The sequence below is a fragment of the Arcanobacterium wilhelmae genome, assembly GCF_029632765.1.
Taxonomy (GTDB): domain Bacteria; phylum Actinomycetota; class Actinomycetes; order Actinomycetales; family Actinomycetaceae; genus Arcanobacterium; species Arcanobacterium wilhelmae.
In genome coordinates this window covers 1,453,427-1,473,164 of the sequence record NZ_CP121247.1, presented here as the reverse complement: position 1 = coordinate 1,473,164, position 19,738 = coordinate 1,453,427, and the positions used below count along the sequence as shown (strand labels likewise).

At 60.8% G+C, this 19,738-nt stretch carries 13 protein-coding genes and 2 pseudogenes; 10 read left to right on the top strand and 5 right to left on the bottom strand.

Translation table 11 applies throughout. The features are described 5' to 3' along the window. Positions 1 to 41: 41 nt before the first annotated feature. Both betT and P8A24_RS06600 read left to right on the top strand, forming a co-directional pair. On the top strand, positions 42 to 2,231 hold the full coding sequence (gene betT / locus P8A24_RS06605) for a choline BCCT transporter BetT (RefSeq protein ID WP_278057819.1): 2,190 nt from the start codon (positions 42 to 44) through the stop codon (positions 2,229 to 2,231). Positions 2,232 to 2,539: 308 nt separating this feature from the next. Then, the gene (locus P8A24_RS06600) at positions 2,540 to 2,914 is read left to right on the top strand and encodes a GNAT family N-acetyltransferase (protein WP_278057818.1); all 375 of its coding nucleotides are present in this window, start codon (positions 2,540 to 2,542) and stop codon (positions 2,912 to 2,914) included. A 205-nt stretch (positions 2,915 to 3,119) separates the two neighbouring features. On the opposite strand, the gene P8A24_RS06595 is transcribed toward P8A24_RS06600, so the two are convergent. From P8A24_RS06595 to P8A24_RS06585, 3 genes are all read right to left on the bottom strand, one after another. Further along, positions 3,120 to 3,971, bottom strand: coding sequence for a type I 3-dehydroquinate dehydratase (locus P8A24_RS06595; protein ID WP_278057817.1), 852 nt, complete (start codon positions 3,969 to 3,971; stop codon positions 3,120 to 3,122). After that, complete coding sequence (locus P8A24_RS06590; RefSeq protein ID WP_278057816.1) at positions 3,968 to 4,843, bottom strand: shikimate dehydrogenase; 876 nt, start codon at positions 4,841 to 4,843, stop codon at positions 3,968 to 3,970. The genes P8A24_RS06595 and P8A24_RS06590 overlap by 4 nt, the downstream gene beginning before the upstream one ends. A gap of 170 nt (positions 4,844 to 5,013) precedes the next feature. After that, a complete protein-coding gene (locus P8A24_RS06585) occupies positions 5,014 to 6,117 on the bottom strand; it encodes an IS30 family transposase (protein ID WP_278057815.1) in 1,104 nt (367 codons plus the stop codon). A gap of 649 nt (positions 6,118 to 6,766) precedes the next feature. On the opposite strand from P8A24_RS06585, the gene P8A24_RS06580 reads away from it, so the two are divergent. The 6 genes from P8A24_RS06580 to P8A24_RS06555 all read left to right on the top strand — a co-directional run bounded on the left by P8A24_RS06580 (position 6,767) and on the right by P8A24_RS06555 (position 14,977). Next, on the top strand, positions 6,767 to 7,696 hold the full coding sequence (locus tag P8A24_RS06580) for an ABC transporter substrate-binding protein (RefSeq protein WP_278057814.1): 930 nt from the start codon (positions 6,767 to 6,769) through the stop codon (positions 7,694 to 7,696). Between the two features lie 77 nt (positions 7,697 to 7,773). Further along, the gene (locus tag P8A24_RS06575) at positions 7,774 to 8,739 is read left to right on the top strand and encodes an amino acid ABC transporter permease (RefSeq protein ID WP_278057813.1); all 966 of its coding nucleotides are present in this window, start codon (positions 7,774 to 7,776) and stop codon (positions 8,737 to 8,739) included. Between the two features lie 27 nt (positions 8,740 to 8,766). After that, positions 8,767 to 9,528 (top strand): amino acid ABC transporter ATP-binding protein, encoded by a 762-nt coding sequence (locus P8A24_RS06570; protein ID WP_278057812.1) that lies wholly within the window; start codon positions 8,767 to 8,769, stop codon positions 9,526 to 9,528. 114 nt (positions 9,529 to 9,642) lie between these two features. After that, entirely contained in the window at positions 9,643 to 11,532 is a 1,890-nt protein-coding gene (pulA, locus tag P8A24_RS06565; protein ID WP_278060232.1) for a type I pullulanase, read from the top strand. Between the two features lie 211 nt (positions 11,533 to 11,743). Next, complete coding sequence (gene pulA, locus P8A24_RS06560) at positions 11,744 to 14,332, top strand: type I pullulanase (protein WP_278057811.1); 2,589 nt, start codon at positions 11,744 to 11,746, stop codon at positions 14,330 to 14,332. A gap of 153 nt (positions 14,333 to 14,485) precedes the next feature. After that, the gene (locus P8A24_RS06555) at positions 14,486 to 14,977 is read left to right on the top strand and encodes a helix-turn-helix domain-containing protein (protein ID WP_278057810.1); all 492 of its coding nucleotides are present in this window, start codon (positions 14,486 to 14,488) and stop codon (positions 14,975 to 14,977) included. A gap of 112 nt (positions 14,978 to 15,089) precedes the next feature. Here P8A24_RS06555 and P8A24_RS06550 read toward each other — a convergent pair. After that, positions 15,090 to 16,436: pseudogene (locus P8A24_RS06550) on the bottom strand (IS256 family transposase). Positions 16,437 to 16,504: 68 nt separating this feature from the next. On the opposite strand from P8A24_RS06550, the pseudogene P8A24_RS06545 reads away from it, so the two are divergent. Further along, a pseudogene (locus tag P8A24_RS06545) lies at positions 16,505 to 17,278 on the top strand (IS3 family transposase); the annotation flags it as partial. A gap of 224 nt (positions 17,279 to 17,502) precedes the next feature. Here P8A24_RS06545 and P8A24_RS06540 read toward each other — a convergent pair. Next, positions 17,503 to 18,138, bottom strand: coding sequence for a DUF4126 domain-containing protein (locus P8A24_RS06540; protein ID WP_278057809.1), 636 nt, complete (start codon positions 18,136 to 18,138; stop codon positions 17,503 to 17,505). Between the two features lie 234 nt (positions 18,139 to 18,372). On the opposite strand from P8A24_RS06540, the gene P8A24_RS06535 reads away from it, so the two are divergent. Next, positions 18,373 to 19,620: an MFS transporter gene (locus P8A24_RS06535; protein WP_278057808.1), complete on the top strand. Its 1,248-nt coding sequence runs from the start codon at positions 18,373 to 18,375 to the stop codon at positions 19,618 to 19,620. Positions 19,621 to 19,738: the final 118 nt, after the last annotated feature.

The window sequence follows — 19,738 nt, the reverse complement described above, 5'->3', positions numbered from 1 at the left end:
CCGCTATGCTGGAGAACGCGAAAAATTTCCAGGAGGACCGAATGGCCGTCACAGACAAGATCCGTTTCCGTAGAAAGCCAAGACGCGATAAAGCCCCGCTGAATACGCCCGTGCTAGTAACGTCGGCGCTGGTGATCGCGGCGATCACGGCGTGGACGATCATCGCGCCGAAGGGTGCCGGGGATGCGCTGGCCGCCACCACGACGTGGATCGCCACCTGGTTCGGCTGGTTCTATGTGGCGCTCGCAGGCACGATCGTTGTGTTCGTGTTCTGGCTGGCGTTCTCTCGCTACGGCAATATGAAGCTCGGCCCGCAAAACTCCAAGCCCTTGTTTTCCCTCCCGACGTGGGCGGCGATGCTATTCGCTGCGGGCATCGGAACGGACCTCATGTTCTTCTCGGTTGCCGAGCCTGTCACGCAGTATTTGGCACCGCCGTCGGGGGAGCCGGAAACGATTGAAGCTGCGCGTCAAGCAACCGTGTGGACGCTGTTCCATTACGGGCTCACGGGCTGGGCGATGTATGCGCTGATGGGGATCGCGCTCGGTTTCTTCGCGTATCGGCGCGGCAAGCCGCTGGCGGTACGCTCGGCGCTTTACCCGATTCTGGGCAACCGCGTGCACGGCCTGGCTGGCGATATGGTCGACGCCGCCGCGATCCTCGGCACGATCTTTGGCGTGGCCACCACCCTGGGCATCGGCGTGGTGCAGATCAACGTTGGCCTGCAGATCCTGTTCGGGATCGAGGTGCGCCTGGCGCCGCAGATCCTGCTGGCCGCGGTGGCAGTGGCGCTGGCGGGCATTTCGGCGTGGTCGGGCGTGGCGAAGGGCATTCGTGTGCTCTCGCAGCTCAACGTGTTCGGCGCGCTTCTGCTGGCCGCGTGGGTGCTATTCACCGGCGATACCCCGTTCCTTCTGAACGCGATGGTGATGAATGTCGGTGATTTGGTGTCTGGCTTCGGCGGCATGGCACTCGAGACGTTCGCCTTCACTGCGGGCACCGAGTGGATGGCCGCCTGGACCTTGTTCTTCTGGGCGTGGTGGATCGCGTGGGCGAGCTTCGTGGGCATGTTCCTGGCGCGCATTTCGCGCGGCCGCACGATCCGCGAGTTCGTGTTCGGCTGTCTGATTCTTCCGCTGGTGTACATCGTGATGTGGGTGTCGATTTTCGGTAATTCGGCGCTGGAGAAGGTCCGTTCGTCGGAGGCGGGCCGCGAGTGGGGTGCGGCTACTATGGATAGCCCCGAGTTCGGCTTCTATACGCTGCTGCAGGATTACCCGTGGCCGTTCGTTGTGGTTTTGCTGGCGACGTCGGTGGCGTTCCTTTTCTACGTGACGTCGGCGGATTCGGGCGCGCTGGTGATGGCGAACCTTTCGTCGCGCTTGCCTGACGCTGAGACGGACGGGCGCACGTCGGTGAAGTTGCTGTGGGCGGTGCTCACGGGCGCGCTGACGATCGGCGTGTTGATTGTGGGCGGTATTCCGGCGTTGCAGAATGCGACGATCGTGATGGGCTTGCCGTTCGCGTTCGTGATTGTGGGCGTGATGGTCTCGATGGTGAAGGCGCTTCGCGAGGAGACGGTCACGGAGAAGTCGCGCGAGCGTTCGGCTCGCAATGTTCCCACCGGTGGCCCGGCTACCCTCACCTGGCGTGAGCGTGTGGCGTGGACGTTTGGCGAGGTCACGCCGTGGCAGGCGGTGCGTTTCTTGAACGACGTGGCCCAGCCGGCGCTCGAGAAGCTTGCGGCGGAGATCCCGGGCGGCGCGCTGGTGGAGCGTGGTGACGACGATCCGATCCCGGATCTTGCCGAGGGTCGCCATGTGTATGATCGCCTGAAGTTCACGGTGCGCACAGGGTCGGATGATTTTGTGTATCGCATTCTGGCTGTTGCGGTGCCGAAGCCGGTTTACGGCGTTCATGTGGCGACCGAGGAAGATTACTACACGCGCCTCGAGGTGCATACGGATGAGCAGGCCCAGGATTATGACGTGATGGGCTACACGGTGGAGGGCTTGATTCACGATGTGCTTGATCATCTGGATCGCCACCAGGATTATTTGCGCCTGCGCGACGATTCGATGCGCAAGAGCGCGATCAAGGAGGCGACGAAGGAGGCCAAGCGCGAGGAGCGTCGCGAGGCCTGGGCGGGGCGCAAGGAGGCGTTCGTGGAGCGGATTGAGCGTTTCGAGGAGCGGCGCAAGGAGCGTAAGGAGCGCGAGAAGGGCGAGTAGCGCCCGGTGCTAGCGGAACGTTCGGAAGTGGTGAGGGCCCGACGTCGGTGCGCAGCCGGCGTCGGGCCTCTCGCGTTGTCGCGGGGCCGGGTTGCGTCCGCGAGCGGCGGGAGTGTGGCTCGCGACGTTGGTCGGGCCTGCGGCTCGTTGGTCGCGGTTGGGTAGCAGGCCCGTTCGTTGCGGTTGGGTGGCGGGCTCGTTCGTCGCGGTTGGCTGGCGGGCTCGCTGTGGGCGGAATAGTGCGCCGCCGGCACACGTTTCATGCTCGGAGACCATAAACTTGACACCAGGTAACGAAAGGAACACTGATGTTTGAGAATCTGACCGATAAGAACGGCCACCCGGTGGAGATGAAGCTGGACGATTCGGGCCACAATATTTTGCTTTTTGTGGACGGCCAGCCGGCCGGCGAGTTTGAGTTCTGGGACAAGGGCGATGAGCGCCTGTTCCCGCACACGGGTGTGCGACCGGAGTTTGAGGGCCGCGGCCTAGGCACGCTCCTGATCACGCAGGGCCTCGAAGTGGCGAAGAACGAGGGGAAGACCGCGGTGGCGATCTGCCCGATGGTCAAGCATTATCTCGGCAAGCACGGTGAGGAGTACCAGGCTGAGGGCGGAAAGTTCCGCCTGGGCTCGGGCGCCGAGATCATGGCTTTGTGGGATGAGCTCGGCGTTACCGAGTGATCGGACACCACTTGTAGCTGCGAACATGAGCTGATGTGTTGGCGGTGCGGGGCGCGAAACGAATTCGCGCCCCGCACCGTCATCATTTTCCGCGAATACTCGGCGGATTTACTATTTGGCCAACGTATTTCGGCGCTTAGCGCTATATGTGGCTAAGACGCAGTTTGGGCAGGCGAAAAACTACACCCCCGGAGACTTCGTTGTTTTAGCGGTTCATTCGCGCGGCGTTGAGCTGGGGGATCGTGAGCTGCCCAGGTGCCGACGCCGATGCACCTGCCACGAACGTGGCGCAGCTTGCGTAGTTTTCAGGGTGAATCCGCGAATCTGCGCCGGCTTCACCCATACCGATCGCGATGATGCGTTCAACCCTACGTTCACGCGCTGCGTTTGCCCCGTCTCGCAACGCTTCAAGGTCTGCGGGAGAGCGTGTAGTCACTGCGATTTTTGCGAAATCGGCGCCGTGCCGAGCCATCGCCACGAGGCGCTCCTCGATTTCCTTCGAGCTGGGCGTGCTGGAGAAATCATGCCACGATCCCACCACCGTGCATCTCATTTCACCCAGCATGACGAGTAGTTGGTCGATCGTTGGAACCGGCCCGCTCCATGACTCCCCGTGACGCGCCAGTCCACCAGGCGTCTCGGCATGGACGCACGCAGGCGATGCCTCACCCTGGCGCGTGGGCGTCTCGTGTGTGGCCTCCCACTCAGTGCCCGAAAACATCTCCACGTCCACGGCGTCCGCGATCCTGTTCGACGCGATCGCCAGCAGTAACTCCACGTATTCGAGTGCATCGATATCGCGAGCCCCGCCCTGAGCGACACTTCGGAAAGTGGCGAGCACCGGAAGCGCCGTCCCCGCGCGGATCGCACGCCCAACCTTAAGTCGTTCTTCGAGCTCCATCGCCTCGAGTGCGTCAATGCGCCACTCGATCCAGTGTGCGCCCTTCGCCCCCTCAAGCTCGCCCGGCACATCACCCAGTTCTCTCGGCGACACCGGCACAATTATCGCAGGAACGCGATCCGCGAAATCCGCGGGAACGCTTGTGCTCGCGCTCATTTCGCCTCGTTCGAATCGCGTTTTTCGGCGCGTCGGATCTCTTTTTCCTGCACTTTGCGCAGGTTCGCCAGCACAACGTCGACCGGCATATCCTCGCCGGTGAATAGGCGGAACGCTTCAGCCCCCTGTTCAACGAGCATGCGCAGCCCGTTCTCGGCGCGGTAGCCCGCGGCCCGCGCTTCGAGCACGAGCCGGGTTTCCGCTGGCGCATAAATGGTGTCCATCACGAAAATCCCTGCGGGCAGTTCGCCGACCCGATCCACCGGCGTCGCTCGGGGATGCGGCGCCATACCAACGCTTGTTGCGTTCACGAGCGCCACCGCCCCGCCAATTTCGCGGTGCCAATTCGAGCTGAGTGGGTGCACGGACGTGCGGGCGCCAGCCTCCTCTATTTTCCGCGCCAAATGGATCGCGGATTTGGCCGATCGGTTGATGATGTGCACGTGGCGGGCGCCGTCGAGGGCGGCCTGCACGCCGATTGCGGCCGCCGCGCCGCCCGCGCCGATTACGGCGATCGAGCGTCCGGAAATCTCGCACCCGTTCGCGGCGAGCGCGCGCATCGCCCCGACGCCGTCGGTGTTGTGTGCTGTGAGCCGCCCGCCGAGGTTCACAATGGTGTTCGCGGCGCCGATAAGTTCGGCGGCGCGCGAGGCCACGTCGGCGAGCTCGAGCCCACGCTGCTTGTGCGGCATCGACAGGTTCCAGCCGCGCGCGCCCATGGCGACCAGGCCGGTTGTTGTTGCCGCAAGATCCGTGACGTCAAATGCCATGTAGTGCACGTCTGCCCCGGTGAGTTGGGCGGCAAGGTTGTGCATCCGCGGCGACAGTGAGTGCCCTGCCGGGTGAGCAAGAAGGGCAAGAAGTTGGGTCACGTTGAGCTTCTTTCTTTTGTGGCTTATCCCCATTTTGGCAGTCCAAGCTGGGAGTTTCATTGATTAGGGCCGAAAATCGCCCAGCGTGCGCGCCGGTTGGGATTTTTCCCGACGCCGGGGCGCAACTTGCGTGCAGAACTCAATCAGATCCGTGAGGCGTTGCGGCGGGTTCAGGCGGTCAATGCATCATTTAGTTGTTGGGCTAGTGTCTCATGTGGGGTGGCGCCTTTGAGGACGACGCGGGCGCGGTTGTTGAGTTCGTCTTGGGCTTCTTGGACTTGGGCATCGGTGATGGTGGCGAAGTTCGTTCCTTTGGGGAAGTACTCGCGGATGTCACGGTTGAGTCGCTCGTTCGAGGGCCGCTGCCAGGGAGAGTGGGGGTCAGCGAAAAACACTTTCACTCCCGTCGCGATCGTGAAGGACGGGGTTTGAGCCATTTCCGAGCCCTGGTCCCACGTGATCGTTTCAAACTTCCCGGGTAAAGACTTCACCATCGTGACCAACTCATCGACCACAGTCTTCGAGTCACGTCCCGCTCCGAGCCGGTGCATCAACACAAACCGTGAACGCCGCTCAACGAGCGTGATCAACGCTGTCCCATGCCCATCCTTACCACCACCAACAACCAGATCGCCTTCCCAATGCCCAGGAACAGCCCGATCACTGGCCTGGGGAGGGCGCATCGAGATCTGGGCACCTTCGACCCATGTTTTCCTCCCACGCCCCGGAAGCCCTGCAAGACGCGACCGAGGAATACGATTCTTCCGTCCCGAACGCAACGCTTTTTCACGTTTCAGTTCCTGCGCGAGTGAACCTACCCCTTGAACATATAAGGCTTGATAAATCGCTTCGACACTCACGTGCATCTCCCTATCATCTGGATACAAGTGTCGTAACCGTACCGCGACTTGCTGGGGTGAATACCGTTGATTGAGCAACCCCACCACAACCTCCCGAAGACGCGTGTTGGCCTGGAGTTTCAATGGTTTAGGACGTGCCCTACGCTCGAATGCTTTGCGTGAAGCCACACCCGCATCATAGGACCCATCCACGCGTTGGGAACGGTTAATCTCACGCGTGATCGTTGACGGGGAGCGTTTGAGGCGGATCGCGATCTGCCGGCCAGAGTATCCTTGGTCTAACAGCAACGCGATCGCGACACGTTCTTTACTCGTGATACGACGCCCGCGCCCAACGTTGCCGCTACCAACCTGGTCCACACTTGCAAGATGACGAGTCCCGCCACGGCGGCCTCGTCGTAACGCATTTTCCATGTCGCCTAACGCTACCCTGCATTGACGGACCCATTCACGGCAATACCCAAGCTCATGCGCAATATCAGTATTCGTCCATCCCTGGCCAATCAACTCGATCGCACGTTGACGATCACGCTCACGAACCTGGGCAAGAGACCCATGCGGGCCCGTCGCGAGGACTAGACCCGCCTCACGACACCACCTGCGGATCGTTTCCCGTGACATTCCCAACCGGCGAGAAAGACTCGACGCGCTCTCCCCACCCCGAATACACTCCAACACCACAGGCTTCACACAAAGCCACTTCCCGGCCATACCAACACACCCCAATCAGATAGTGCATTGACCCCAAGAACCTACCTGCGTATATAGCAATGCCTGGCCCGATTGACGGAGTTGTGCACGGGGGTGGTGGCTCGTGGGCTGCTGACGTCGGAGCGTGTTTTGTGTGCGTAACTCAATCAGTTGCGTGAGGGGTTGCGTATATAGCAATGCCTGGCCGGATTGACGGAGTTGTGCACGGGGTGGTCGCTCGTGGCCTGCGACGTCGGAGCCCGGGTTGGTGTGGCGGCCCTAACTAAAATTCTCGCCAACGCAACTTGTATAACTATCCTAAGGCGCGTATATTTTCTCGCAGGAACAAACTTCTACCCCCAAGGAGACCGCAATGAAGAAGATTCTCGGCACCACTGCCATTGCCCTCGCACTCACGCTCTCGGCCTGTGGCGGAACCGCCTCCAATGGCGCAACCGGCGCGGCAGGTGCATCCGGCGCAGCGGCGTCGGCAAACGCAACCACCCCGCAGTCCACCGATCTTTCGGACCTGAAGAAAGTCGACGAAATCGCAGCCCTCGTGCCGGACGCCGTGAAGGCGGACGGCAAGCTCACCAACGCGGCCGAGCTCTCGTACGCGCCGGGCGAGTTCTACGCTCCGGATGGGAAGACCCAGCTTGGGTACGATATCGACCTCACTAAGGCAATCGCCACTGTGCTCGGCCTCGAGCCCGAAACCCAGGCGGCTGAGTTTGCGTCGATCATCCCGGCAATCGGAACCAAGTATGAGGTCGGCCTGTCATCCTTCAATATCGACGCCGAGCGCCAGAAGGTCGTCAACATGGTCGAGTACTTCCAGAACGGCTCCCGCTTCTCGGTGCAAAAGGGTAACCCGAAGGGTTTCGACCCGAACAATCCGTGCGGCGCCGTCATCGGCGTGCAGACCGGCACAGCGCAGGATGAAGCGCTCGAGGCGCTCAACAAGGACAAGTGCGCCTCCAAGCCGATCACGATCCAGAAGCAGGACCAGCAGGCGCGCGTCACGCTCGCCCTCGCAGGCGGCCAGATCGACGCCATGTACACCGACGGCTCGGTAGCCGACTACGCCGGCAAGCTCACCGGCGACAAGACCGAGACCATCGGCGACCTGATGGACAAGGGTGGCATGGGTGTTGCCGTGGCAAAGAACGATGCCAAGCTCACCGAAGCCGTCCAGAAGGCGCTCCAGTACCTCATGGACAACGGTTACCTGAAGAAGATCTTCAACAACTGGGGTATCACCGAGGGCCTGAACGACAAGGCCAACGTGAACCCAGCCAAGTAAGCCTGGCCCCGGCGTCGCCCTCCGCTCCTTAGCCGGCGGGCGACGTCGTGCGTCTACTCAACGGAAGTGAAAACGCAATGGAAACGAAACTGATTGAAGCGGTGCCGGTGCGGCACTGGGGCCGGTGGGTCTCGGCGGTGGTTGTTGGGTTACTGGCCGTCGGCCTGGCTTACCAGGTGATCGTCAACCCGAACTTCCACTGGGACGTGGTGGCGGCGAACCTCCTCGCGCCCGATATTTGCCAGGCGGTGGGCTTCACGCTGGCGCTGACGGTGGGTGCGATGGTGCTCGGCGTGCTACTCGCCGTGACGATGGCTGTGATGCGCCGCAGCGAAAACCCGGTGTTGCGCGGCGTGGCCACGTTCTATATCTGGTTTTTCCGCGGCACCCCGATCTACACGCAGCTGATCTTCTGGGGGCTGATGGGCACGCTGTGGCCCACAATGACTTTCGGCATCCCGTTCACGAGCATCGAGTTCTTCACCGTGACGCCCGGGAACATGTTCGGCGGGCTGAACGCCACAATGTTCTTCTATGCAGTGGTCGGCCTGGGCGTGAACGAGGGTGCATACCTGGCCGAGATCGTACGCTCGGGTTTGAATTCTGTGGACGCCGGGCAGGAAGAGGCAGCGAAGGCGCTCGGCATGTCGTCGGGGCAGGTTTTGCGCCGGGTGGTCCTGCCGCAGGCGATGCGAGTGATTGTGCCGCCCACGGGCAACGAGACGATCTCGATGCTGAAAACCACCTCGCTGGTCACGGCCGTGCCGCTCACGCTGGAACTGACGGCGACCACGTCGGCGAAGGGTTCGTCGTCGTTCCTCCCCGTTCCATTCCTGTTGGTGGCAGCCGTATGGTACCTGGTGATCACGTCGATCCTAATGGTGGGCCAGTACTATCTGGAGAAGTACTACGGGCGCGGTGCGAACCGCGACGCCGGTAAAGTTGGGCGGCGCGCGAGCGCGAAGGCGAAGGTTTCTCGCCAGGCCGCGATCACGGCGTCGGGAACCACCACGGACGATCCGTTCATTGAGTACACGCCCTGATCGGCGAGGAAGAAAGCGAGTAAAACAATGACGAACGCAGTACATGTGGACAACGTCCACAAGTTCTTCGGCGATCTGCACGTGCTCAAGGGTGTGTCGTTCGACGTACAGGCGGGGACGGTCACCACGATTCTCGGGCCGAGCGGCTCAGGCAAGTCCACCATGCTTCGGTGCATCAACCTGCTCGAGACCATCCAGGCCGGGCGGATTGAGGTGGACGGCCAGCTCATGGGCTACAAGGAAAAGGACGGAAAGCTTTTTGAGCTGACCTCGAAGGAAGCGGCTGCCCAGCGCGCCAAAATCGGGATGGTGTTCCAGCGTTTTAACCTGTTCCCGCACATGACGGCGCTGGAAAACGTGATGGAGGCGCCGGTTCAGGTGCTTGGTGTTGCGAAGGACAAGGCGAAGGCCGAGGCGGAGGCGCTACTGGCGCGCGTGGGGCTTGCGGAGCGTGCAGGCCACTATCCGGCGGAGCTTTCGGGCGGTCAGCAGCAGCGCGTGGCGATCGCGCGTGCGCTCGCGATGCATCCGGATTTGATGCTGTTCGATGAGCCGACCTCCGCGCTTGATCCCGAGCTTGTGGGAGAGGTGCTCGGGGTGATGCAGGATCTGGCGAAAGAGGGCATGACCATGGTGGTGGTGACCCACGAGATCGGATTTGCACGCGAGGTGTCTGATCAGGTGATCTTGATGGATGAGGGCCAGATCGTGGAGGCCGGAACGCCGGCGGACGTGATCGAGAATCCACAAAATCCGCGCACGAAAGAGTTCCTCTCGAAGGTGCTGTGAGCGCGCAAGAATCGGTGCGGGGGTTGCCCGGGGTGAAAGCCCCGGGCAACCCCCGATTTCATCTCCGCGTGGCCAAATATTTTGGCGGTGTAGTCGGATAAACTGGGGCGCGTGATGGAACAAACGCCTTTGAAAGATCAACAGGCTCACGCCAATTGGCGGGAGCTGCACTCCAACGAATTCAACGAGAAGTTCGCCTACGACGGCCCGCTAGGCGCGGAGTATACGCCGCAGGCCACCACGTTCCGCCTGTGGGCGCCCACCGCCACCTGGGTGGAGTTGATGCTGGGCGAGGATGGTGCGGAGTTGATTGACATGACGCGCGGGGAGCGTGGCGTGTGGGAAGCTCGTGTGGAAGATGATTGTTCGGCGTCGGTGTACCGGTATCGTCTGACGTTCCCGGGCGGGCACACGAACGTCACGTTCGACCCGTGGGGGCGTGGTTCTACCCCGAATTCGAAGGCATCCGTGGTGATCGATCCGGTAGCGGCCACCGAGCCGTGTGAGCGTATGCCGCAGTTCCGTGCGGCGGACGCCGTGTTTTACGAGGCGCACGTGCGCGATTTGACGATCGGCCGCGAGAACGGGATCGAGCGCAAGGGGAAGTTCTTGGGCCTGACGGAGCCTAGCACGCGCACGGCCGCGGGTAATCCCTCGGGCCTGGATTACCTCACGAGCCTGGGCGTTACTCACGTTCAGCTTCTGCCAATTTATGATTTCGGTTCGGTGGATGAGGAGGGCGATCTGTCGTGGGGTGCCCAGTACAACTGGGGTTACGATCCGATGAATTACTTCGTGCCGGAGGGCTCGTACACGGTGGATACGGGCACGCCCTATGCGCGGATTCGCCAGCTGAAGGCCACCGTGGATCGCCTGCATGCATCTGGCCTGCGCGTAGTGATGGACGTGGTGTTCAACCATGTGTATGACGCCGGCACGAACCCGCTCGAGATGACGGTTCCGGGGTATTTCTTCCGCTTGAATGAGGACGGTTCGTGGGCGGACGCAACGGCGTGCGGAAACGAGACGGCGTCCGAGCAGCCGATGATGCGCCGCCTGATCGTGGACGCTGTGACCTATTGGGCTCGCGAGTTTGCGCTGGATGGTTTCCGATTTGATCTGATGGGCATCCACGACGTCGAGACGATGAACGCGGTGCGCGCTGCTCTGGACGAGATCGATCCGTCGATTATTGTGATCGGCGAGGGTTGGCCGATGGGGAACCATCCCGACGGCGTGATTCCGGCCGATTACGATCATGCGGATCTGATGCCGGGCATTTCGCATTTTAACGATTCATTCCGCGACGCGATGAAGGGCAGCCCGTTCGAGGAGGGCTCACGCGGGTTTGCATCGGGTTCCGCCGACGACGCCGGTGCGATTTTCGACGGCGTGTGCGGCTCGCGTGGGCGTTACCCGTTCCAGGCGCCGGTGGAATCGGTGATCTACAACGAGGCGCATGACGATTACACCCTGTTCGATAAGCTGGCGCTCACCTTCCCGGAGGCGAGCGAGGATGAGGTGATCCGGCGCTGCGAGCTGGCCACCACGGTGCAGCTGCTCGGTGAGGGGATCGCTTTCTTGCATGCAGGCCAGGAGTTTGGCCGCACGAAGGGCGGCCTGCGCAATTCGTATGCGTCGCCGGATTCGGTGAACGAGTTTGATTACGATCGGGCGGCCAAGTTTGCCGGGTTTGGTGAGCTGGTACGCGGGTTGTTGAAGCTTCGCGCCGAGAGCCCGTGGCTGCGCCTGGGCGATTTCGCGGCGATCGACGAGGCTTACGAGCTGGGCGAGGCCACTGGTTCGCGCATTTCGTACACGGTTCGCGCCGGTGGGCAGGAGGCGCGCATTTTCATTAACGCAGCTGAGGAGCCGTGGGAAACGGGCTTGGGCGAGGAGTATCGTGCCGTCGTCGCGAACTCGCGCACCGGCGTCGGGGCGGAGGCTGAGGGAACAGCGCAAGTGGCGCCTCTGTCGGTGACGGTCGCGGTGAAGCACGCGTAGCATCAAGTATTTGTTGACCAAGCGGTGGCTGGTGATCCAGCCACCGCTTTTTCTTGCGCAGACGGGTGCCCGACGCCGGTGGTTTTGCTGACGCCGGTGGGTCGGCTGAGCTACGACGTCGCCGCTGGGAGTTCGCTGGAAACTGGAGTGATCGCGAAAAACTGTCATACCCCCGAAGTAGGCTTGAATCACACCGAAATCAAGGAGGATTATGCGGATCGCAACTCGGCGCGCAACGGGCGCGCTTATCGCAATGTTATTGGCGCTTTTCGGTCTTGCCGTGCCGGCGTCGGCGCAAACGCAAGCCGCGGTTGGGCCGGTGGAGATCACGTTCACGCCGGATCCGGCTGTGCCCGCGGGGGAGTACAACCTGTGGGTGTGGCCGACGGGCGGTAATGGCGTGTCGATGCCGTTTACTGGCAAAGATGCGGCAGGGAATCTGACCGCCTCGATCCCGGTTCCGGAAGGGAAAACCACCGTCAATGTGATCGTGCGCCGCTCTACCTCGAGTAACGAGTGGGAGTGGCAGACGGCCGATTTTAAGGAAATCGTCGGCACGTCAGCGATCTCGGCGACGTACCAGGATAAGGAGAACTTCACCCTCACGCGTGAGCCGGATCCGTCGATCGCGAAGCCTACGCCTGCCGAGCCAGGCAAGTGCATGGCGCTTCACACCAAGGAATTCAACGATAAGTACGCCTACGATGGTGAGCTTGGTGCGCTGTATTCACCCGCATCCACAACGTTCCGCCTATGGGCGCCAACGGCCGTGTCGGTGAACTTGCTCAACGACACTACGGGGAAGTCCCTGCCGATGACAGCGGGGGAGAAGGGCACCTGGGAGTACACGCTTGCCGGTGATCAGGCGGGCACGGTGTACCGCTACGAACTCACGTTTGAAGACGGTACAGTGAACGTCTCTTCGGATCCGTACGCTCGTGCGTCAACAGCAAACTCCGCCGCATCTGTGGTGGTGGATTCGGCGAAAACTGTGCCTGCAGGCTGGTCCGCGAAGCGTGTTGCTGGTTTGAAGGATCGTTCGCAGGCTGTGATTTACGAAGCCCACGTTCGCGATCTGACGATCAGGAAAAACAACGGAATTACGAATAAGGGCAAGTTCCTCGGCGTGGTGGAGAAGGGCACGCGGACAGCGAAGGGTAACCCGTCGGGGCTCGATTACCTCAAGGGCTTGGGCGTGACCCACGTTCAGCTCCTCCCCATGTACGATTTCGCGTCCATTGATGAGACGGGAGATCTGTCGTGGGGTGCCCAGTACAACTGGGGCTACGATCCGGCGAACTACAATGTGCCTGAGGGCTCGTATTCCACGGATCCGAAGAATCCGACTTCGCGAATCGTCGAGATGAAGCAGATGGTTCAGGGCCTGCATGATGCTGGGCTTCACGTGATCATGGACGTGGTGTACAACCATGTGTTCGATACAGCGAAGAGCCCACTCGAGCTCACGGTCCCTGGCTACTACTTCCGCATGACGAACGAGTGTGGCTTCCAGAACGGCACGGGTGTCGGCAACGAAACAGCCTCGGAGCAGCCGATGATGCGAAAGTTCATCGTCGATTCGGTGAAGTATTGGGCAAGCGAATACAACCTCGATGGTTTCCGTTTTGATCTGATGGGAATCCACGATGTTGAGACGATGAACCAGGTGCGTGCCGCCCTCGATCAGATCGATCCGAACATTATTGTGCTCGGTGAGGGCTGGGAGATGGGTAACCACCCGAAGGGCGTTGTGCCATCGAATTACCGCCATCCGGGGGAAATCCCCGGGATCTCGCACTTCAACGACGCTTTCCGAGATGCGATGAAGGGCTCGGTGTTCGATGCCAAGGCCGCCGGTTTCGCCTCCGGCTCGAACAGCGAAAAGGATGCGGCGCGCGTCTACGACGGCGTACTCGGCTCCCCCGAGGCGTTCGATTTCGCAGCACCCTACCAGTCGGTGGTCTACAACGAGGCGCACGATAACTTCACGCTCTACGACAAGTTGAAGGCCACATCCGCGCTCGAGGGTGCGCCGGATTCGGAGATTGCTCGTCGTCACGCACTTGCCACCACAGTGCAGGCGCTGTCGCAGGGAACGCTGTTCGTGCATGCGGGCCAGGAGTTCCTCCGCACGAAAGGCGGGGATGAGAACTCGTACAAGTCTCCCGATAAGGTCAACGAGCTCGATTACGATCGCGCTGCAACCTATCCGGGGAACGAAGCACTGTTCAAGGGCCTGGTGGCATTGCGTGCGAAGTCGCCGTGGCTCCATATTGCCTCCTATGAGGAGATCGCGAATCGTATTGCCGGTGGGGCTGTCGATGGCGAACACATCGCCTACGAGGTCAAGGACGCCTTCGGCAAGGGCGCGAGTGCCTGGGTGTTCGTCAATGGTTCGAAGGAAGCATGGAACGCGGATCTCGTGGCAGGGGAATACGGCGCGCTCATCAAGGATGCCGCCGTTCCGGCGTCGCCAGTGAAGGTTGCATCCGACGGCACTGTTGAGGTTGAACCTCTGTCGGTGCTGCTGGTCGGCCAGTGGGATGCGGTGGCGCCAGCTGTCGTGCCGAGTCAGGAGCCGTCCCAGAGCGCGTCCCCTGAGCCGAAGAAGAGCGAGGATCCGGCGTCGAAGGAAACCGATCCTCAGAAGAAGACGGATCAAGCGTCCCAGAAGCCGAACGCTGCCCCGAACCAGAAGCAGCTGAGCTTCACGGGTAGCGCGGCAGGCGTGCTCGCCGTCGTCGCTGGCGGGCTCGTGCTCGCCGGAGCTGCGATCGCGGCTCGCCGCAAGGAAAGCTAGCACGCGGGTGTGATGCGAGGGTGGTGGCCTGCTCGCCGGCCACATCGCATCATCTCTCGGGGAGCTATGCCGGGGCGGGGGTTCGCGAAAAAATGAAGTGCTCCCCGGAAGTTGGACTGGTTAATTCGGTTCCTTCTTCTGGGGAGTATTTTCATGTTGAAGCATTCGAAGATTAGTGAGGCTGAGCGTGTTCGGCTGGTGGTGTTGTTCGAGGCCGGTTACGGGTATGAAGCTGCGGCACGGATCGTGGAGTGTGGAAAGAAATCTGCCATGCACTTGTGGGATCGGTGGCGTATTCATGGCAAGCTAGCTCTTGTGAGTAAGCCGCATAAAACACAGTATTCGTTTGAGTTTAAACTCGCCGCTGTCGAGCGTTTCCTGGCTGGGGAGTCCAAACCTGCCATCGCACGCGATCTCGGGCTGTCTTCGCCAAAGCTGCTCCAAAAGTGGGTCAAGGCCTATCGTGACCAGGGCGAGAACGGTCTACACCCCAAACCCAAGGGCAGACCGCGGGGTAGTACAACACGCCGTGTGGGGCCGGTGAGTGAGGTTGACCAACTCAAACGCCGAGTTGAGTGGCTTGAGATGGAAAACGCGTATTTAAAAGCGTTGAGGGACTTCAACCTCTCTCAGCGCGAGTCCTAACACGCGTGATTACCCAGTTGAAGTCCCGTTTCCGTCTCGATGACCTCCTTGCGCGTGCTGGGCTTGCCGAGCCTGTCAAGTTTTTTGTGTAAGTGGCTTGTTTTCTTCTTTCTTATATTTGGGGGAATCGGTCTGGGTAGTGGAGCGCGAGTTCGCCGAGGACTTTTTGCCAGCCCTGGATTCCTTGTCCTTGGATGAGCCGGCCGGGTGCTTTCCTTTTAGCGCCTTTGGGAAGGCCGGCTTCCTTGGCACGCTCACGGGCGCGCTTGTCTTCAATATTCGTGATCGCTCACCATAAGAGCTTGACCGCTGCCATATCGGAGGGGAAGTGGCCACGGTTCTTCGTGATCTTACGTAGCTGGTAATTTAACGACTCGATCGCGTTCGTTGTATAGATCGCTTTACGCGTGGCTGGCCCGAACGCAAGGAACGGAATGAACCGGTCCCAGGCGCGTTCCCAGGCCGCGACAGTCGCGGGATACTTCACTCCCCACGCGCTCGCCTGGAAATTTTTCAAGGCCGTGAGCGCGGCTTCTTCGTTGACCGCGGCATAGATCGGGCGCAAGCCAGCCGCGACGGCTTTACGGTCCTGGTAGGCCACGAACCTCATCGAGGAACGGATCAAGTGGACCACACAGGTCTGGACCACTGCGTTTGGCCAGGTCGCTGCGATAGCTTCAGGAAACCCTGTCAGCCCATCACAAGCAACGATCAAGACGTCACCCACCCCGCGGTTAGCGAGTTCGGCACATACCCCGGCCCAGAATTTCGCTCCTTCACTGGCCTGGACCCAGATCCCGAGCACGTGCTTGACACCATCGAGATCGACTCCGATCGCGATATGTGCCGCACGGGACGTGACCCTGTTCTGGTTCTTGATCTTGACCTGGATCGCGTCGAGGAACATCACTGGATAGAACTCTTCTAAGGGCCGGGTCTGCCACGCGGCGACTTCTTCTAACACGGCGTCGGTAATGTTGGAGATCGTCTCATGAGAAAGCTCGCTCCCCATCGTGGCCGCGAGGTGGTGTTGGATTTCCCTGATCGTCATTCCCCCGGCATATAGGGAGATGATCATGTCATCCAAACCACCCAAGCGCCGTTGGCCGGGCGGGACAAGGCGGGAATGAAAAGTCCCTGCCCTGTCCCTGGGCTGGTCAATCGTGACCGGACCGACCTCGGTCGTGACCGTTTTCGGGCTGGTCCCGTTGCGCGAGTTCCCACTCCCACGACCAGCAGCCTCGTGCTTGTCATATCCCAGATGCTGTGTGAGCTCGGCTTTCATACCACGCTCGAGAACAGCTTTAATCAATTCAGGTAAGAACCCACCCTCACCCGTGAGCTCGATCCCGCGATCAGATGTGGATTTCACGAGCTGGTCAAGTAATTCATCATCAATCAACTCACGACGAATCTGACGAGCCACCGGCTCTGAACCCGAATTCTTAGTCATAGACATAGTCAATCTTCTTTCTCCTAGATTGACCACTTACACAAAATATTTGACACCCTCGGCTTGCCCGCTCAACGTTCTACTACCACCTATCACGTCTTGACCAAAGACCTAAGCATCCCCAGTTACGGTCTGCGATCAGGGACGCCTTCATAGAGTCTCATCAGCGTTACGGGCATCGGCGTATCCGCCTTGCCTTGCAGCGCCAGGGAATCACGATCAGTCGTAAACTCACCGCGAAATTAATGCGTGAAGAAGGACTGGTATGCAAGGTACGTGCCAAGAAACGCTACAACTCGTATCGAGGAACAGTCTCAACGATCGCGCCGAACGTGTTACGTCGTGATTTCCATGCCCCGGGGCCGAATCGTAAATGGGTCTCCGACGCCACTGAGTTCCGGGTTGGTGACAAGAAGATCTATCTGTCACCCATTATCGACTTGTATGACCATTGCGTGGTCGCGTTCTCGATCAGTTCCTCACCGAATCTGGAACTGGCAACTTCGAGTCTGGAGCAAGCCTTCGCACGAGCACGGCCAGCGCCTGGGCTTGTGGTTCACACTGATCAAGGATTCCAATACCAAAACGCCGCATGGAAAGAAATCCTGGCCAAACATGGTGCGACTCAGTCAATGTCTCGCAAGGGGAATTGTTACGACAACTCCCTGGCGGAGAACTTCTTCGGTCATCTCAAGTCCGAGTTGTTCTACCAACGCTCTTTTAGCTGTTGCGAGGAACTCGCTACCGAGATCCGTGCCTACATCCGCTGGTACAACAACACCAGGATCCAAGAACGACTCGAGGGCATGACTCCCAACCAATACAGGAATCATGCCCTCGCAGCCTAAAGGACGGCTACCATTAAACCAGTCCAACAAACAGGGGACAGTTCAAAAATCGCGAACCCCCGCCCTCGTTTCACGCAGTCGCTGGGAAGTTTTGAACTGCGCATTGCGAAGTTCCACGCTCTGCGCTGGGAACTTTCACGCGGACACTACGCGATGCCTGCTTTCGCCAGACGTCTACGGCTCACCAGTGCTGCCTGCTCTAACCGTTGTTGCCCGCTCCCGGTTTACATGCGTGGTTCGATAATGTTGCTGCCTTCGCGCGGGCCGTGGTTACGCGCATGCAATGCCCTCGCGCTGCGCACGAGCTTCGTCACCACCCAGATGATCATGCCGAACAGCGCCACCATGATGATCAGCGCGATTACGGGGAAGAACACGGCTGTCAGAGAGAGTGCAGCCGAGGTAGTGTCTTCCGCTGTGGAGACCACTGGCGCGCCCAGCCCGAACGTTCCCGCGTTCACCACCGGCCGCGCCGCCATCTTCCCGCCATGCGTGATGCCGGCGAACACAATACCGAGCAACACGCCGATCCACGGGTGCTCAGTGAACAATGGTGAGGAGTTCTCGAAATTCGCGGCCGCGGTGGTGGCGGCGAAGATTAGCCCTCCTGTTGCTGGGCGAATAAAAGAGGCAACGGCGTCGTTCACAGTGTCGATGGCCGGAATCTTGTCCAGCACGATCTCTGAGAGCAGGAGGAGCGTGGCCAGCACGATCGACCACCACGACGAAATCCAGGAAAGGCTCGCCGGTAGTTCGATCACGTTCGTGAACCGTGCGAGCACAGCCACAAACAGATAAGGGATGTAGGCGTTGAGGCCGGCGGCTGCCGCCAGGCCGGCGCCGGTAATCGCTGCAAGCATGATTCTCCTTCGTGTTGGGCTGAGCCAATTGCCAGTTCTGTTGTTTTATCTCGCCGACATACTCGGCGCTTACCCTCGACGGTCATCGACAGGAGCTGATATGACGGCTCGCGAAACCTCTCGGACGTGAGCCGCGGTCCGGCGTCGGGGTGAGCCTCGGACGTGAGCCGCGCCCCGGCGTCGGCGTTGGAACAGACTCTACCCGCGAAACGCTCACGGGTGTATTCTGATTTAGTGTTAAATTCAACTACTTTCCGAGCCCGTGCATCCGTCGTCGCGGGAATCCTCGCCACGGCGTTCCCAGGCGTGATCCTCTTCGCCCTCCCCGGGCTCTTTATCCCATACTGGAAAACGGCACTCCCTGCGTCAAACGCACAGCTCGGCTGGGTCACTACCTTCGCCGTGCTCGCCTCGGGAATCTTCACGTACGTGGCAGGCGTCGCCCGCGGTCGCTGGGGGACCCGTGCAATGTATGTGATCTCGCTGGCCCTCCAACTCCTCGCCCTCGCACTGCTCCTCATCTTTCCCCGCTCGCTCGCCGCAGTGTACGCATGGGCAGCGATCGCCGGCACGTCCACAACGTTCGCCTATTCGCCCTCGCTCTCTGCCGTCCAAGAATGGTTCCCCCTCCGCGGCGGGCTCGTGACGGGCCTGATCAACGTCTCATTTGCCGGCTGGGCCGCCCTCCTCGCGCCCGCGATCGCGTCTGCCGTCGTTGCCTTCGGCTTCACCGGTACCCTCTACATACTCGGTGCGGTCATCGTCGTCTTCTCCCTCGCCGCAATCGCACTGTCCACCCCGCGCCCGCTCGAGAAAGCCCGCATCGCCGAACTTGCCGAACTCGCCCGCGCCAACACTTCCGGCCCCGTGCGCACATCCGCCACCGTGGGGCAGGCCGTGCGTTCGGCGTCGTTCTGGCAGGTATGGGTGATCTGGTTCGCGGCCGGCGCCGCCACCATCTCGATGCTCACCTTCGCAGCCACCTACTCCTCCTACCTCAACGAGCACGGAGCCGCCATCAACTCGGTGGCCGTGGTCACCGCATTCGCCGCCGGCAACGGCCTGATCCGTATCGCGATCTCGTTCATCCTGGACCGAGTCGGCCCGATCGTCATCGCCGCTCTGGCGTTCTTCGCGGTGGGAGCCGGTTATCTCGCGTTGATCTTCCTGCAAGGACAGGCCGTGTTGACGATCGTCGCGCTCATCGCCGGCATCGGCCTGGGCACAATGTTCACCACTGCGCCCTCACTGCTCACCCCAATCTTCGGCTTCAAGTATTTCGGGCAGATCTTTGGGCTTGTGTTCGCCGGATACGGCATTTTCGGCGCTCTCGCCGGACCGATGCTCGGCTCGACACTCGAGGAGTACATCGGCTTCCACTCCGTGTTTGCCTACCTTGCGGCGCTGGGTTTCCTGGCGTTCGTCACGGTGCTCGCACTCGGGCGCACCCGCGCCCGAGTGCTCACCTCGCCTAGGCTGTAGCTGCGTGCACAACTCAATCAGTTCGCGCGGGCGTTGCTGTAGGTGCAACGCCTGGCTGGATTGATGGACTTGTGCACGCGTGCAAATGGGGGGGGGTGGAGGTTTGCGGTCGCAAACC